This is a genomic window from Roseateles sp. (assembly GCF_039595595.1).
Taxonomy (GTDB): domain Bacteria; phylum Pseudomonadota; class Gammaproteobacteria; order Burkholderiales; family Burkholderiaceae_C; genus Roseateles.
Genome location: NZ_JBCNLG010000001.1, coordinates 247,068 through 262,015 on the forward strand (window position 1 = coordinate 247,068; position 14,948 = coordinate 262,015).

The following is a 14,948-nucleotide window of genomic DNA, read 5'->3' on the forward strand; positions in this document are numbered from 1 at the left end:
TGAGGCCTAAGCCTAGGCCTTGAGGTACTCGGTCTTGTGGCCGAGCCAGCGCTCGACCTGCCGCTGCGCCGCGCGCGGCTGCTCGTCGAGCAGCACCGGTGCCAGTGCGCGCGCCGCGCTCAGCAGCGGCGCGTCTTCCTGCAGATCGGCAAAGCGCAGCAATTGAGCGCCGCTCTGGCGTGCGCCCATGAATTCGCCGGGCCCGCGGATGTCGAGGTCGCGCCGCGCGATCTCGAAGCCATCGGTGGTCTCGGCCATCGCGCGCAGGCGCGATTTGCCGGTGTCGGACAGCGGCCCGGTGTAGATCAGCACGCAGACGCTGGCCACCGACCCGCGCCCAACCCGCCCGCGCAGCTGGTGCAGCTGCGACAGGCCGAAGCGCTCCGCGTGCTCGATCACCATCACGCTGGCGTTGGGCACGTCGACGCCGACCTCGATGACGGTCGTCGCGACCAGCACATGCATCTGTCCGCCGCTGAACAGCGACATCACCGCCGCCTTCTCCGCCGGCGGCATGCGCCCATGGAGCAGGCCGACCATCCGGCCGGGCAGGGCCGCGCTCAGCTCGGCGTGGGTCTCGGTGGCGTTCTTGAGGTCGAGCGCCTCGGACTCTTCGATCAGCGGACAGACCCAGTAGACCTGCCGGCCGTCCTCGACGGCGGCGGCGATCTTCTCGATCACGTCGTCGCGCCGGCTGTCCGCGAACACGCGCGTCACGATGGGACTGCGGCCGGGCGGCAACTCGTCGATCGTCGAGACGTCCAGGTCGGCGAAGTAGGTCATCGCGAGCGTGCGCGGGATGGGCGTGGCGCTCATCATCAGCAGATGCGGCTCGAGCGGCGCCGCTCCGGGACCGGCCGCGCCGGCCGCCTCGTCGGCCAGCTTCTTGCGCAGCGCCAGACGCTGGGCGACGCCGAAGCGATGCTGCTCGTCGATGATCGCCAGGCCCAGCCGGTGGAAGCGCACCTTGTCCTCGATCACCGCGTGCGTGCCGACGATCAGCGTCGCCTCCCCGGACGCGGCCGCGTCGAGCATCTTCTGTCTGGCCTTGCCCTTGACGCTGCCGGTGATCCACGCGACGCGGATCCCGAGCGGCTCCAGCCAGCCGATCAACTTGCGGAAATGCTGCTCGGCCAGGATCTCGGTCGGCGCCATCAGGGCGCACTGCCAGCCGGCATCGATCGCGATCGCCGCGGCCAGCGCCGCGACCACGGTCTTGCCGGAGCCGACGTCGCCCTGCAGCAGCCGGTGCATCGGCTGCGGGCGGGCGAGGTCGGCGGCGATCTCCTCGCCGACGCGCCGCTGGGCGCCGGTCAGCGCGAAGGGCAGGGCGCCGAGCAGCCGTTCACCGAGCCCGCCGGGCGAGCCGCGCAGCGGCGGCGCGCGCAGGTGGGCGCGCTCGCGCTGCGCGCGCTGCTGGCTGAGCTGCTGCGCGAGCAGCTCCTCGAACTTGAGGCGCTGCCAGGCGGGATGCGTGTGGTCCTCGAGCGTCGACAAGCCGGCCGACGGCGGTGGATGGTGCAGGAAGTTCAGCGCATCGCGCAGCGACGGCAGCCCTTTGGGCACGACAGCGAGCGGCAGCACCTCGTCCAGCGGCGCGCGCCGCAGCGCCGAGGCCACGGCCTTGCGCAGGTAGGCCTGCGGCAACTGCGCGCTGGTCGGATAGACCGGCGTCAGCGAGGTTGCCAGCGGCGTGTCCGCGTCGACCTTGCGGAAGTTCGGATGGACCATCTCGCGGCCGAAGAAACCGACGCGGATCTCGCCGCGTACCCGCACGCGCGCGCCGACGGCGAGCGTCTTCTGATGCGCCGGATAGAAGTGCAGGAAGCGCAGCGTGAGCAAGGCGCCCTCGTCGTCGCGCAGCTTGACCAGCAGCTGGCGGCGGCCGCGCATCTCGATGCGGCTCTCGATCACCTCGCCCTCGCACTGCAGCGTGTCGCCGTCGCGGGCGCGGTCCAACGGGGTCAGCGTGGTCTCGTCCTCATAGCGCAGCGGCAGATGCAGCGCGAGGTCGATGTCGCGCGTGAGCCCCATCTTCTCCATCGCCTTCTGCGGGGCGGACTTGGCGGCGGGCGTCTCGCCGTCCGCGCCGGCCCGTCTGGCGGGGGATGGCGGGGGCGATGGAACGGTGCTGGCCTCGGACATGGGCGGGATTCTGCCTCGCGCGCTCCCCTCGTTCGGGCGAGTGGTGACGGCGTTCAGATCGCGTGAAGCTGGGGCAGAATCCGCGCGCTTCACAAGAAGACACATTTCAACAAATCGGGAGGGCTGCCATGGGCAGAGAGGAACGTGCGCGCGCCGGATGGGCCGGCGTGCTGATCAGTGCCGCGCTGCTGAGCGCGTGCGGTGGGGGCGGGAGCGATTCGCCGTCCACGCCGCCGCCGGTGCAGGGCGTGGCGATTCCGGACAATCTGGCGATCAGTGCCGCGGCGGCCACCGATGTGGCGGCCGGCACGGCGTTCACCAGCAACGCGGCCAGCACCGCCGGCCTGAGCTTCGCCTGGACCTTCGGCGACGGCGGCACCAGCACCGAGCCCAGCCCCAGGCACGACTTCGCCAAGGTCGGCGATTACGCGGTGACGCTGAAGGTGAGCAATGCCGCCGGCGTCTCCAAGGACGTGAAGTGGACCGTGTCGGTGTTCAATCGCGCCCACGTGCAGGGCCTGAACTGCAGCGGCACCGATGGCGGCGGCTGGTGCTGGCAGGCGCCGCGCCCGACCGGCACGACGCCCAACGCCTTCTTCTTCCTCGATGCGAGCAACGGCTGGTCCGTCGGCGACAACGGCGAGATCCTGCGCAGCCGTGATGGCGGCTCGACCTGGACCAAGCAGCCCAGCGGGCTGACGACGCGCCTGACGGCGATCCGTTTCGCGGACGCCAACACCGGCTGGGCGGCCGGCGATGCCGGCGCGCTGCTGCGCACCACCGATGGCGGCGCCCACTGGATGCTGCAACCCGCGGCGCAGCCGCCGATGGCGGGCGCGTCGCTCCAGGTGCAGGGCGCCAGCATGCTGGTGGCCAGCAGCGGCGGCCGCATCCTCGCCACCGGCGACGGCGGCGCGAGCTGGACGCAGGCCGCGTTGCCGCAGGATCCGGTGCTCGGCTCGGACGGCAGCCTGTGGTGGTTCGAAGGCGCGGCGCTGCGCAAGTCGACCGACCTGGGCAAGACGTCGACCGCGTCGACGGCGCTGGACAGCAGCGGCTATGGCAGCAGCTTCCAGGTCTTCGGCAACACGGTGATCGTCGCGGGTTCGACCTCCGGCTACGTGTCCGGCATCTGGACCTCCACGAACTGGATTCGCCGCACCGAGGATGGCGGAGCCACATGGCAGACCATCACGCCGCAAGGCTTGCCGGGCACCGGCCAGGCCGTGACCCAGTTCGTGGATGCCGCGGTCGGCGCCGCGGCGGTGGGCAACGCCTTGTATCGCAGCACGGATGGCGGCCGCACCTGGGTGGTCACGCCGCCTCCGGCGTCGCTGCAGCCGGGGAGCTACCTGAGCTATTCGTCGCCGGCGCCGGGCGTCTGGGCGCGCCAGTACTACAGCACGTCCTGGGTCTCCATGACGGAGATGAGCCTGGATGCAGGCGCGACCTGGCGGCCTGGCGCCGCCAACGGCCAGCGGCCGGTGCGCATCGACGCGCAGACCTGGCTGGCGACGGACTGGGACGGCGTGACGCGGATCAGCACCGACGCGATGCAGTCGTGGAAGCGCGTGGCGGGGCCGGCGGCCGACGCGGCCGCCAAGACGCTGCAGGCCTTCTGGTTCTTCGACGCCAAGCGTGGACTGGCCCTCTCCGCGGCGGGCGACCTGCTGGAGACCGGCAATGGCGGCCTGGACTGGACGGTGAAGCTGGCGGGACTGACCAGCAGCTACTACGGAGGCCGGCCGCGCTTCCAGTTCCTGGATGCGAAGAAGGGATGGCTGCAGGCGGCGGATGGGCGCATCTATCTGACCGACGACGCCGGCGCGAGCTGGGTCACGCCGCTGCAGCCGGGATCGCTGGCCATCGTCGCGTTCCACTTCGCCGACGCGGCCAACGGCTTCGCGCTGGCCTACGACGCGCAGGGCGCGCGCCAGGTCCTGTTGTCGTCGACCGACGGCGGCAAGAGCTGGACTCAGCAGTCCGTGCTGAACGGCACCTACATCGATCTGAAGTTCAGCAGCGCGCTCAAGGGCGTGCTGGCCGGCCAGGGCGGCGCGGTGGCCGTGACGGCGGACGGCGGCAAGACGATCAGCGGCCGCTTCTCGGGAACTGGCGCCGCGCTGCAGCAGTTGACCCTCAGCGACGCGGACACCTTCTGGGTGGTCGGCGATGGCGGCACGCTGATGTCCTCCAAGGACGGGGGCACGACCTGGACCCAGCAGGCTTCGGTCTCGCTGCCCACGATCGGCTTGCGGGCCGTCCGCTTCCTGACCGCGCAGCAGGGCTGGGCGGTCGGTGACAACGGCACGGTGCTGGCGACCACCGACGGCGGCGTGAGCTGGAAGAAGCAGTTCGCCGGCACGCAGAACGCGCTGACGCAGGTGCTGTTCGTCGATGCCCGCACCGGCTGGGTCGCCGGCAGCAACGGCACCTTGCTGGCCACCGGCACCGGCGGCCAGTAAGCGCGCCGCTTCGGCAGGCCGGCCCGGGTCGCGAGACCCCGGCCGGTTTTTTCATGAGCGGGCGTGACCGAATGCCGCTGCGCCGCGGTGTTTCCATCACGGCCCCCGGGTCGGGCGGGCGCCGGATGGCCTCGCTGGCTGCTAGGCTGCGCCGAAGTTCTTCTGGACGCGCCCTCCCACCTCTTCGCCAAGCCGCCTCTGCGCCATGACCACCCGCCGTGACAGCCTCGTCTGGCTCGCTGCCGCCGCCCTTCCGGCGATGGCGGCGCTGCCGGCGCGCGCCGCCGACGCGCCGCTGCGGATGGTCGCCACCGAGTTCCCGCCCTACACCGGCAGCCAACTGCCCGGCGGCGGCATCGCCTGCGAGGTCACGCGCTCCGCGCTCGCGCAGGCCGGGCGCGCGATGGCGCTGTCCTTCCGTCCCTGGGCGCGGGCGTTGCTCGAGTTCCAGCGCGGCGAGCATGACGGCGTGATCGGCGCGTGGCGCTCCGAGGAGCGGGAGCGCACGATGCGCTTCCCGCAGCCGCTGGGCATCCTGAACCAGGTCGGCTTCATGGCGCGGGCGGACCGCCGCCCCCGCGTCGACGACCTGGCCGCGCTGCGCGACCTGCGCATCGGCGTGGTCCATGGCTACGCGAATCCGCCTCGCTTCGAGGCCGCCAACCTGTCCACCGAAGGCGCCGTGGACGACCTCGCCAATCTGCGCAAGCTGCTCGCCGGCCGCGTGGACCTCGCGCTGATCGACAAGGGCGTCGGCGCCCATCTGCTGGAGACGCAGCTGCGCGAGGCGGCGGGCAAGCTGGTGTGGCTCGAGCCGGCGGTGATGGAACTGCCGCTCTACACGGTGTTCTCCAAGGGCCGGCCCGAGGGCGAGCGCTTGGCCGCCGCGTTCACGCGCGGCATCGGCGAGTTGCAGGGCAGCGGCCGGCTGGCGATGCTGCTGCAGCAGGGGGCGCGCTGGCAGTAGTGGGAAAATCGCGCCCATGTCCCGCACCTTCTCGGTGAGCGATTTCGATTTCGCTCTGCCCCCCGACCTCATCGCCCAGCATCCCGCCGCCGAACGCAGCGCCTCGCGGCTGCTCGACGGCCGGAGCGTTCCGCCCGTGGACCGCGTGTTCCGCGAACTGCCCGAACTCCTCCACCCCGGCGACCTGCTGGTGTTCAACGACACCAAGGTGATCAAGGCGCGCCTGTACGGCGCCAAGGCCAGCGGCGGCGCCGTCGAGGCGCTGGTGGAGCGCGTGCTGCCCGGCACCCGCGAGGTCTGGGCCCACATGCGCGCGAGCAAGAGTCCGAAGCCGGGCGCGGTGGTCCGGTTCGCCGACGCCTTCGACGCCGAGGTCCTGGGCCGCTGCGGCCCGGATGACGGGCTGTTCCATCTGCGCCTGTCGGGCGACCCGTTCGAGCTGCTCGAGCAGCATGGCCACGTGCCGCTGCCCCCGTACATCGAGCACGGCGACTCCGCCGACGACGTGCGCCGCTACCAGACCGTGTTCGCCCGCGAGCCCGGCGCCGTCGCGGCACCGACCGCCGCGCTGCATTTCGACGAGGCGCTGCTGGCCCGCCTGGCCGAGCGCGGCATCGGCACCGCGCACGTGACGCTGCACGTGGGCGCGGGCACCTTCCAGCCGGTGCGCGTGGAGTCGCTGGCCGAGCACAAGATGCACAGCGAGTGGTTCCAGGTCACACCCGGGACCGTCGACGCGATCGCGCGCTGCCGCGCCGCGGGCGGCCGGGTCACCGCGGTCGGCACGACGACGCTGCGCGCGCTGGAGTCGGCCGCGCTCGGCGGCGAACTGAAAGCCGGCGCCCGCGAGACCGACATCTTCATCACCCCCGGCTTCGACTTCCAGGTCGTGGACCGGCTGGTGACCAACTTCCACCTGCCCAAGAGCACGCTGATGATGCTGGTGTCGGCCTTCGCCGGCTACGAGCCCATCATGGCCCTCTACCGCCACGCGATCGCCCAGCGCTATCGCTTCTTCAGCTACGGCGATGCCATGCTGCTGGAACGCGCCCGCGGCTGAGCGCTCCGGTGTCACAACCGGGTAGGCTGCGTCGTCTTGTGAACAAGACGACTCCGGACGACGCGCCATGCCCGACATCAATGATTCCCCAGCCGCCGCTTCCGATGACGGCCCGGCCGCGCCGGTGGCGGCCGACCAGTCCCCGGCGGCGCGCGCGCTGCGCTTCGATCGCGAGCATGCCCGCTCGCTGCGGGCGCTGGCGTACCGGATGCTGGGCTCGCGCGCCGAGGCCGAGGACCTCGTGCAGGAGGCCTGGCTGCGCTGGGCCGACGTCGACGAAACGGCGGTGCGGCATGCCGGCGCCTTTCTGTCGCGGCTGGTGACCAACCTCTGCCTGGACCGGCTGCAGTCCGCGGCGATGCGGCGCGAGCAGTACGTCGGCGTCTGGCTGCCCGAGCCGCTGGTCGACGAGGCGTCCGAATGGTCGCCGAGTCCGGAGGCGCAGGCCGAGTTCGCGCAGGACGTGTCGGTGGCCTTCATGCTGACGCTGGAACGGCTGTCGCCGCTGGAGCGCGCGGCCTTCCTGCTGCATGAGGTGTTCGAGCTGGACTTCGACGAGATCGCGCGCCGCCTGGGCCGCAGCGCCGCGGCCTGCCGCCAGTTGGCGAGCCGCGCACGCCAGCACGTCAAGGCGGACTACGCCCGCCACGAGGTCGAGGACGAGGAGCGTCAGCGTCTGTTCCAGGCCTTCATGGGCGCCTTGCAGTCCTTCGACGTCGACGGCCTGGCGAAGGTGCTGACCGATGACGCGGTGCTGCTGGCCGATGGCGGCGGCAAGGTTTCGGCGGTGCCGCGCGTGCTGGAGGGGGGCGCGCGGGTGGCCAAGGCCTTCGTCGGGTTCGCCAAGCTGCCGGCGAGCCGCGCTTGGCGGGTGCGGCCGGCGCGGATCAACGGCCTGCCCGGCTACATCGTCTACGACGCGCTCGGCGAGCCGCTGCAGACCGTCGCGCTGCGCCCGGCAGCCGAGCCGGGCCGGATCAGCGCCATCTACGTCCAGCGCAATCCCGACAAGCTGAGCCATCTGCCGCGCCTCGGTCCGCTCCCATCGGCGGGCGAGGCGCCCGGCGCTGGTGCGGCGGCGCCCGGAACCGGTCATCCGGGCGATTGACGTGCCGAAGTCACGCCGGGCCCCTGGCTTGCCCCCCGCGCACACGGGGGTGTCCGGGCGCTGGCCTCCCCCTAGCTTTAGGGACAATCGGCCGCACAAGACCACACACTGCCCGGGAAGATTCATGACGCTGTTCGCACGTACCTCGATCGCCGCCGCTGCCGCGCTGTTCAGCGGCCTGGCCGCCGCCGCCACCATCGACGGTCTGGTCAACACCGGCGCCGGCCTGTCCGCGGGCGCTGTGGACAGCCACTACTCGTTCAGCGTGATCGCGGGCGACTCGACCGGCCTGTCCGGCAGCGGCCACGTGACCGACGGCAACCAGTCGCCGTTCCCGAACTGGATGAGCAACAGCGCGTCCTCGTCGTGGCTGATCCCGACGGCGACCCAGAGCGACGTGTTCGACACCGGCTCGACCTCGGGCGTGTTCAAGTGGAAGCTGAGCTTCGACCTGACCGGCTTCGACGCCTCGAGCGCCTCCTTCAGCGGCCGCTGGGCGGCGGACAACAACGGCACGGTGCTGCTCAACGGCAATGTGATCTCGACCTTGACGCTGCAGAAGGGCTTCCTGGACTGGACCTCCTTCACCGCGACGACCGGCTTCGTGGCTGGCGTGAACACGCTGGAATTTGTGGTCAACAACATCGCGACGGCCGGTGGCAACTTCACCGGCGTGCGCGCGGAGTTCCTGAACACCAACGTCAACAAGTCGGTCGTGCTGCCGGCGGTGCCGGAACCCAAGACCTACGCGCTGATGCTGGCCGGCCTGGGCGCACTCGGCTTCCTGGCGCGCCGCCGCCGCGGCTGATCGCCCCGCGCCGATGAGAAAAAGCCGCTGAGCGATCAGCGGCTTTTTTCATTGAGAGGTCTTCCCGCCGTGGCTCGGCGCCCAAATGAAAAAGCCGCCGGTGAACGGCGGCTTTCGCCGGGAACCGCGAGCGCTTACTCGTCGCCGCCGGTCAGCAGCGGGATCGAGCCCTCGGAGTTCTTGCCCAGCAGGCCCGCGCGGCTGTACACGCCGAGCTTCTCGCGCGTGTCGGCGATGTCCAGGTTGCGCATGGTCAGTTGGCCGATGCGGTCGGCCGGCGAGAACGCGGCGTCTTCCACCTTCTCCATCGACAGACGTTCCGGCGCGTAGGTCAGGTTGGGGCTGACGGTGTCCATGATCGAGTAGTCGTTGCCGCGGCGCAGCTCCAGCGTCACCTCGCCGGTGATGGCGCGGGCGACCCAGCGCTGGGCGGTCTCGCGCAGCATCAGGCATTGCGGGTCGAACCAGCGGCCCTGGTACAGCAGGCGGCCGAGCTTCATGCCGTTCATGCGGTACTGCTCGATCGTGTCCTCGTTGTGGATGCCGGTGACCAGGCGCTCATAGGCGATGTGCAGCAGCGCCATGCCAGGGGCCTCGTAGATGCCGCGCGACTTGGCTTCGATGATGCGGTTCTCGATCTGGTCGCACATGCCCAGGCCGTGGCGGCCGCCGATGCGGTTGGCTTCCATGAACAGCTCGACGGCGTTCGCGAACTGCTGGCCGTTGAGCGCGACGGGGACGCCTTCCTCGAAGCGCACGGTCACCGTCTCGGCCTTGATCGCGACGTCATCCTTCCAGAAGGCCACGCCCATGATCGGGTTGACGATGTTCATGCCCTTGTTCAGGAACTCCAGGTCCTTGGCCTCGTGGGTGGCGCCCAGCATGTTGGAGTCGGTCGAGTAGGCCTTCTCCACGCTCATCTTGTAGTCGAAGCCATTGGCGATGAGGTATTCGCTCATCTCCTTGCGGCCGCCGAGTTCATCGATGAAGGTCTGGTCCAGCCAGGGCTTGTAGATCTTGAGCGCCGGATTGGCGAGCAGGCCGTAGCGGTAGAAGCGCTCGATGTCGTTGCCCTTGAAGGTCGAGCCGTCGCCCCAGATGTTGACGCCGTCCTCGCGCATGGCCACGACCAGGGCGGTGCCGGTGACGGCGCGGCCCAACGGGGTGGTGTTGAAGTAGGTGGCGCCGCCGCTCTTGATGTGGAACGCGCCGCACTGGATGGCGGCGATGCCTTCGGCCACGAGTTGCGCGCGGCAGTCGATCAGGCGGGCGATGTCGGCGCCATAGGCCTTGGCCTTGCGGGGGATTTCGTCGTAGTCGGACTCGTCGGGCTGGCCGAGGTTGGCGGTGTAGGCGCAGGGGATCGCGCCCTTGCCGCGCATCCAGTGCACCGCGGCGCTGGTGTCCAGGCCGCCCGAGAAGGCGATGCCGACGCGCTCGCCGGCGGGAATCTTTTGGAGGATGGTTGCGGCCACGGGCAGTCTCGCGCGGAAGTGGGAAAACAGCCGGCGATTCTAGGGTGCGCCCGGCCGGCAGGCTTCGCGGATGGGCGACACAGGGGTGGCGTGGCGCCATCCGGATAGGGCCAGCCAGCGCCTCGCCGAGTCAAAACGCTCCGCGACATAACAGCCTATTTAAGGTACGCTAACTTCAGGAAATCAAGCTAACGGCCCTTTCAAGGGCTTCAACGGCATGGACTTCAGACTGGCTTCCGCAAGACAGATCCAGGACGAGATCGGCGCCCGGCTGCGCCATCAGCGCCTGCAGCGGCGGTGGACTCAGCAGGAACTCGCCACGCGCGCCGGTATCGCCCTGAATGCCGTCAAGAACCTCGAATCCGGTGGCAATGCCACGATTTCCTCCTTGGTGAAGGTGTTGCAGGTGTTGTCCCTCATCGATGAACTCTCGGACGCGTTCAAGGCGACCGCGACGCTCAGCATCGCGGACCTTGAGCGCCTCGAACAGCCGCAGCGTCAGCGGGCCAGGAGCCGCAAGACATGAACAAGGTCGATGTGGAATGGCGGGCGTGGGGGGAGTCCTGGACGCTCGGCACGCTCGCCGAGCGAGGCCGGGTGACGCTGTTCGAGTACTCGAGCGAGGCGCTGTCGCGGGGCGTCGACTTCTCTCCGCTGCGCGTCCCCCTGCGGGCTCAGACGTACTCGGGCTTCCCGGACCATCTGGGCGGCGTGCCGGGTTTCATCGCGGATGCGTTGCCGGACGGCTGGGGCCTGCTGCTCATGGATCGCGTCTTCCGCAAGGCCGGCCGCGATCCGGCGCAGATCAGCACGCTGGATCGCCTGAGCTTCATCGCCGATCGCGCCATGGGAGCGCTCGCCTTCAGGCCGGCGAGCGACCTGGAGATCACGCGGGAGGACCTGACCCTGCTTCAGTTGGCCCAGGCCGCTCACGACGTGATCGAGGACCGGGACACGGACGCGCTGAAGACGCTCGCGCTGGTCGGCGGCTCGCCGCAAGGTGCGCGGCCGAAGGCGTTGATCCAGTACGAGGTGCCGACCCGCAGGGTCAGCACGGATCCGGCAGCGGCGGGGGATCCTTGGCTCGTCAAGTTCCCGGCGCAGAACGAGCATGTCGAGGTCTGCGGCATCGAAGTCGCCTACGCGAACCTGGCTCGGGCGGCCGGCATCGACATGCCGGACACGCGGCTGTTCAAGATCTCTCCCAAGCTCGCGGCTTTTGGTGTCGCGCGCTTCGACCGCTGCGAAGGCATGCGCGTGCCGGTCCAGTCCCTGGCGGCGCTGCTGCATGCCGATTTCCGCCTGCCCTCCGTCGACTATCAGCAACTGCTGCAGGCCACGCGATTCGCCACCGCCAGCCACCCGGAGGTGCTCAAGGCCTTCCGGCGCTGCGTGTTCAACGTGGTCTTCAACAACCGGGACGACCACACCAAGAATTTCGCCCTGAGGATGAACCGGCGCATGGCCTGGGAGCTGGCGCCGGCGTTCGACCTCACCTTCAACGCGGGGCCGGGCGGATACCACCAGATGTCCGTCATGGGCGAGGCGAAGTCACCGGGACGGGACCATCTGCTCAAACTGGCGCGGGATTGCGACATTGCCGAGGGCGCGGCTGCGGACACCATTGACGCGATCTGCGAGGCCGCGCGCGGCCTGGACACGGCTCTGGACCGAGAGGGCGTTCGGCGGACCACGCGAAAGGCGATAGGCGTCGCGGTAGATGCGAACTTGCGGCGCTGTTCGGCGGTTGGTTAGTCCCGCTCGGACTTGAGCCATCCGATCCGGCCCTGCCCCGACTCGCCGAGCGAGGCTATGAAGCCCTCGGCCGCTGTCTCCGGCAGCCGCAGCGTGACCTCGACGAGCGCGCCATGCGCCACCTCGACCAGCTCGGCGCCCGCCTTCTCCGCCTCGCGCCGCAGCAGGCCTTCCTGCGCATAGGGCAGCGTGCAGCGCAGCGTCCGCAGCCGCACCATCGGCACCTTCTGCGCCTTCAGCAGCGCCTGCGCCACCGCGTCGGTGTAGGCCCGCACCAGTCCGCCCGCGCCCAGCTTCACACCGCCGAAGTAGCGCACCACCGTCGCCAGCACGCCGTCCAGGTCCTGGTGCCGCAGCACCTCCAGCATCGGCCGGCCGGCGGTGCCGCCGGGCTCGCCATCGTCGTTGGCGGCGGACTGGCCGCCCGCCATCAACGCCCAGCACACATGCGCCGCGCCCGGATGCGCGGCCCGCAGCTGCTCGACGCGCGCCAGCGCCGCCGCGCGGTCCGGCACGCTCTCCACGCAGCCGATGAAGCGGCTCTTCTTGATGATCAGTTCGGCGTGGACCGGAGCGGCGAGACTGGAGGGCATGGGCGCGATTGTCGCGTCCAGGTTCTCACGGGGTCTCCGACAGGTCGCCCAGGTGGCGCTTCTTGTAGGCGTCGATGGTGCCGTCGCGCAGCATCTCCTCCACCGCGCGCCGCATCAGGTCGCGGTCCGCCTGTGGGATGCGATCCCGCGACAGCGCCAGCGCGCCGATGCTGCGTTCCTGCGGCGCGTAGGACAGCGCGGTGTAGGTGCCGAACACCGGATCCGCACGCCGCGCGGTCGCCAGGCTGTGCGCGCCCAGCACGACGGCATCGCCGCGGCCGGCCTTGAAGATGCGCATCGCGGTGGTCTGGTCGGGGACCTCGTCGACGCGGCCCTGCACCCGCATCGTCGTCAGCCAGGATTCGAGCGTCGGCGTGAACGCGTAGCCGCGCACGACGATCACGCGCCGCTGGCGATCGGCGAGGAAGGCGGCCGGCGAGGTCAGCGCCGCCGCCAGCGCGGGGCGCAGCACGACGAACTGCCGCGATTCGATGTAGGGGATGAACTCGACGAGCAGCTCGCGCTCCTTGGTCTGCAGCGCGGAGACCGTCATGTCCATCTGCCCGGACGCGATCTGCGCCCAGATGCGGATGCGCGACTCGGTGCGGAGCTCGAGCTTGCAGCCGGTGCGCCGCGCGACTTCCTCCACCACGTCCTTGTCGATGCCGGCCCAGTGGCCCTGCGCGTCGCGGTAGTAGAGCGAGCTGTACTCGTAGAGCCCGACCGTGTAGGGGCCGCAGGCGTGCGCGGGCATTGCGCCCAGGCAGGCGGCAGTCGCGGCGAGAGCGGCGATCCAGGACCTCAAGGTGCTTCTCCCCGGAGTCTGCGCTCCGACATGGGGGAGAAGTCTACGTGGCCCGCGGCCCCGATAATCGCGCCCATCATGCTGAAGTTCGAACTGCTCAAGACCGAGGGCCGCGCGCGACGCGGCGTCATGACGCTCAACCACGGCGTCGTGCAGACGCCCATCTTCATGCCGGTGGGCACTTACGGCACCGTGAAGGGGGTGATGCCGCGCTCGCTCGAGGAGATGGGCGCGCAGATCATCCTGGGCAACACCTTCCACCTGTGGATGCGGCCGGGCCTGGACATCATGAAGCAGTTCGGCGGCCTGCACCGGTTCGAGAGCTGGAACAAGCCCATCCTGACGGACTCGGGCGGCTTCCAGGTCTGGTCGCTGGGCGAGATGCGCAAGATCAGCGAGGAGGGCGTGAAGTTCGCGTCCCCGGTCAACGGCGACAAGCTGTTCCTGACGCCCGAGATCTCGATGCAGATCCAGACGATCCTGAACAGCGACATCGTCATGCAATTCGACGAGTGCACGCCGTATGAGACCAAGGGCCAGCTGACGACCGAGAAGGAAGCGCGGCTGTCGATGGAGATGAGCCTGCGCTGGGCCAAGCGCTGCCAGGACGAGTTCGCGCGGCTGCAGAACCCGAACGCGCTGTTCGGCATCGTGCAGGGCGGCATGTTCGAGCAGCTGCGCGACGTGTCGCTGGCCGGGCTCAAGGACCTGGACCTGCCGGGCTACGCGATCGGCGGGCTGTCGGTGGGCGAGCCCAAGGCGGACATGCTGCGCATCCTGGACCACATCGCGCACCAGCTGCCCGACAACAAGCCGCGCTACCTGATGGGCGTGGGCACGCCGGAGGACCTGGTCGAGGGCGTGCGCCAGGGCGTGGACATGTTCGACTGCGTCATGCCGACACGCAACGCGCGCAATGGCCACCTGTTCACGCGCTTCGGCGACCTGCGGCTGCGCAACGCGCGCTACAAGGCCGATGAGAAGCCGGTGGACGAGACCTGCAGCTGCTACTGCTGCGCCAACTTCAGCCGCGCCTATCTGCATCACCTGGACCGCTGCGGCGAGATGCTGGGCCCGATGCTGACCAGCGTGCACAACCTGCACTACTACCTCAATCTGATGAAGGAAGTGCGCGAGTCGCTGGACGCCGGCGACTTCGAGGGCTTCCGCACCCGCTTCCTGGCGGATCGGGCGCGCGGGATCTGAGCTTCGGAAATCCCGGGGCCGGTTTCAGAGGGCCCTAAGACGCGGCGTGTGAAGATCGCCCGATGCTGAAGCTGCTCATCGCGCCGTTTCGCTGGCTGATCCGCGTCATCCTGGCTCTCGTCATCCTCTTCGAGGAATGGGGCTGGGAGCCGCTGCAGCGGATGATGGCCGCCATCGGCCGGTTGCCGGTGCTGCGCCAGCTCGAGGCCGTCGTGAGGCGGCTGCCGCCCTACGTGGCGCTGGTGGTGTTCTTCCTGCCGGGTCTGATGCTGCTGCCGATCAAGCTGCTGGCGCTGTGGCTGATCGGCATCGGCCGGCCGGGACTGGGGCTGGCCGTCATCGTGCTGGCGAAGGTCGTCGGCACGGCGGTGGTGGCGCGGATCTTCGCGCTGACCCAGCCGGCGCTGATGCGCCTGGGCTGGTTCGCGCAGCTCTACACGCGCTGGGTCGTCTGGAAGGAAGGATTGATCGCCTGGGTCCATGCGAGCGCGGCGTGGCGCATGGCACGGGCGATCAAGCTGCGAGTCCGGCGCGTGCTGCGGCGCACGCGCCGCGCCTGAA

Annotated in this window: 13 protein-coding genes; 9 read left to right on the top strand and 4 right to left on the bottom strand. The window is 70.0% G+C overall.

Features of this window, described 5'->3' with window-relative positions:
* Nucleotides 1-12: 12 nt before the first annotated feature.
* The gene (recG, locus tag ABDW61_RS01105; protein ID WP_343635330.1) at nt 13-2,145 is read right to left on the bottom strand and encodes an ATP-dependent DNA helicase RecG; all 2,133 of its coding nucleotides are present in this window, start codon (nt 2,143-2,145) and stop codon (nt 13-15) included.
* A 128-nt stretch (nt 2,146-2,273) separates the two neighbouring features.
* On the opposite strand from recG, the gene ABDW61_RS01110 reads away from it, so the two are divergent.
* The 5 genes from ABDW61_RS01110 (at nt 2,274) to ABDW61_RS01130 (ending at nt 8,553) form a co-directional block, all read left to right on the top strand.
* Complete coding sequence (locus ABDW61_RS01110) at nt 2,274-4,610, top strand: YCF48-related protein (RefSeq protein ID WP_343635332.1); 2,337 nt, start codon at nt 2,274-2,276, stop codon at nt 4,608-4,610.
* A 205-nt stretch (nt 4,611-4,815) separates the two neighbouring features.
* Entirely contained in the window at nt 4,816-5,577 is a 762-nt protein-coding gene (locus ABDW61_RS01115; RefSeq protein WP_343635334.1) for a transporter substrate-binding domain-containing protein, read from the top strand.
* 16 nt (nt 5,578-5,593) lie between these two features.
* Nucleotides 5,594-6,637, top strand: coding sequence for a tRNA preQ1(34) S-adenosylmethionine ribosyltransferase-isomerase QueA (gene queA, locus ABDW61_RS01120; protein WP_343635336.1), 1,044 nt, complete (start codon nt 5,594-5,596; stop codon nt 6,635-6,637).
* Nucleotides 6,638-6,704: 67 nt separating this feature from the next.
* On the top strand, nt 6,705-7,745 hold the full coding sequence (gene sigJ / locus ABDW61_RS01125) for an RNA polymerase sigma factor SigJ (protein ID WP_343635338.1): 1,041 nt from the start codon (nt 6,705-6,707) through the stop codon (nt 7,743-7,745).
* Between the two features lie 124 nt (nt 7,746-7,869).
* Nucleotides 7,870-8,553, top strand: a complete 684-nt coding sequence (locus tag ABDW61_RS01130; protein ID WP_343635340.1) for a PEP-CTERM sorting domain-containing protein — start codon at nt 7,870-7,872, stop codon at nt 8,551-8,553.
* Nucleotides 8,554-8,687: 134 nt separating this feature from the next.
* On the opposite strand, the gene argG is transcribed toward ABDW61_RS01130, so the two are convergent.
* Nucleotides 8,688-10,028 carry an argininosuccinate synthase gene (gene argG, locus ABDW61_RS01135; RefSeq protein ID WP_343635342.1) on the bottom strand — a complete coding sequence of 447 codons (1,341 nt, stop codon included), beginning with the start codon at nt 10,026-10,028 and terminating at the stop codon, nt 8,688-8,690.
* A 217-nt stretch (nt 10,029-10,245) separates the two neighbouring features.
* Between argG and ABDW61_RS01140 the strand changes: the two genes are divergently transcribed.
* Together ABDW61_RS01140 and ABDW61_RS01145 are read left to right on the top strand one after the other, a co-directional pair.
* The gene (locus ABDW61_RS01140; RefSeq protein ID WP_343635344.1) at nt 10,246-10,554 is read left to right on the top strand and encodes a helix-turn-helix domain-containing protein; all 309 of its coding nucleotides are present in this window, start codon (nt 10,246-10,248) and stop codon (nt 10,552-10,554) included.
* Entirely contained in the window at nt 10,551-11,783 is a 1,233-nt protein-coding gene (locus ABDW61_RS01145; RefSeq protein WP_343635346.1) for a type II toxin-antitoxin system HipA family toxin, read from the top strand. Before ABDW61_RS01140 ends, ABDW61_RS01145 begins: the two co-directional genes overlap by 4 nt.
* Here ABDW61_RS01145 and ABDW61_RS01150 read toward each other — a convergent pair.
* Both ABDW61_RS01150 and ABDW61_RS01155 read right to left on the bottom strand, forming a co-directional pair.
* Nucleotides 11,780-12,376, bottom strand: a complete 597-nt coding sequence (locus ABDW61_RS01150; protein ID WP_343635348.1) for a YigZ family protein — start codon at nt 12,374-12,376, stop codon at nt 11,780-11,782. The genes ABDW61_RS01145 and ABDW61_RS01150 overlap by 4 nt on opposite strands.
* A 25-nt stretch (nt 12,377-12,401) precedes the next feature.
* Complete coding sequence (locus ABDW61_RS01155) at nt 12,402-13,181, bottom strand: transporter substrate-binding domain-containing protein (protein ID WP_343635350.1); 780 nt, start codon at nt 13,179-13,181, stop codon at nt 12,402-12,404.
* A 78-nt stretch (nt 13,182-13,259) separates the two neighbouring features.
* Here ABDW61_RS01155 and tgt point away from each other — a divergent pair, with 78 nt between their 5' ends.
* Both tgt and ABDW61_RS01165 read left to right on the top strand, forming a co-directional pair.
* Nucleotides 13,260-14,387: a tRNA guanosine(34) transglycosylase Tgt gene (tgt, locus tag ABDW61_RS01160; RefSeq protein ID WP_343635352.1), complete on the top strand. Its 1,128-nt coding sequence runs from the start codon at nt 13,260-13,262 to the stop codon at nt 14,385-14,387.
* Between the two features lie 62 nt (nt 14,388-14,449).
* Nucleotides 14,450-14,947, top strand: coding sequence for a hypothetical protein (locus ABDW61_RS01165; protein WP_343635354.1), 498 nt, complete (start codon nt 14,450-14,452; stop codon nt 14,945-14,947).
* Nucleotide 14,948 lies beyond the last annotated feature (1 nt).

What these genes read in the sequence shown, in the direction of transcription:
- ABDW61_RS01115 (WP_343635334.1), top strand. Translation starts at nt 4,816, where the DNA reads ATGACCACCCGCCGTGACAGCCTCGTCTGGCTCGCTGCCGCCGCCCTT.
- ABDW61_RS01165 (WP_343635354.1), top strand. Translation starts at nt 14,450, where the DNA reads ATGCTGAAGCTGCTCATCGCGCCGTTTCGCTGGCTGATCCGCGTCATC.
- ABDW61_RS01145 (WP_343635346.1), top strand. Translation starts at nt 10,551, where the DNA reads ATGAACAAGGTCGATGTGGAATGGCGGGCGTGGGGGGAGTCCTGGACG.
- tgt (WP_343635352.1), top strand. Translation starts at nt 13,260, where the DNA reads ATGCTGAAGTTCGAACTGCTCAAGACCGAGGGCCGCGCGCGACGCGGC.
- sigJ (WP_343635338.1), top strand. Translation starts at nt 6,705, where the DNA reads ATGCCCGACATCAATGATTCCCCAGCCGCCGCTTCCGATGACGGCCCG.
- recG (WP_343635330.1), bottom strand. Translation starts at nt 2,145, where the DNA reads ATGTCCGAGGCCAGCACCGTTCCATCGCCCCCGCCATCCCCCGCCAGA.
- queA (WP_343635336.1), top strand. Translation starts at nt 5,594, where the DNA reads ATGTCCCGCACCTTCTCGGTGAGCGATTTCGATTTCGCTCTGCCCCCC.
- ABDW61_RS01150 (WP_343635348.1), bottom strand. Translation starts at nt 12,376, where the DNA reads ATGCCCTCCAGTCTCGCCGCTCCGGTCCACGCCGAACTGATCATCAAG.
- ABDW61_RS01140 (WP_343635344.1), top strand. Translation starts at nt 10,246, where the DNA reads ATGGACTTCAGACTGGCTTCCGCAAGACAGATCCAGGACGAGATCGGC.
- ABDW61_RS01110 (WP_343635332.1), top strand. Translation starts at nt 2,274, where the DNA reads ATGGGCAGAGAGGAACGTGCGCGCGCCGGATGGGCCGGCGTGCTGATC.
- ABDW61_RS01130 (WP_343635340.1), top strand. Translation starts at nt 7,870, where the DNA reads ATGACGCTGTTCGCACGTACCTCGATCGCCGCCGCTGCCGCGCTGTTC.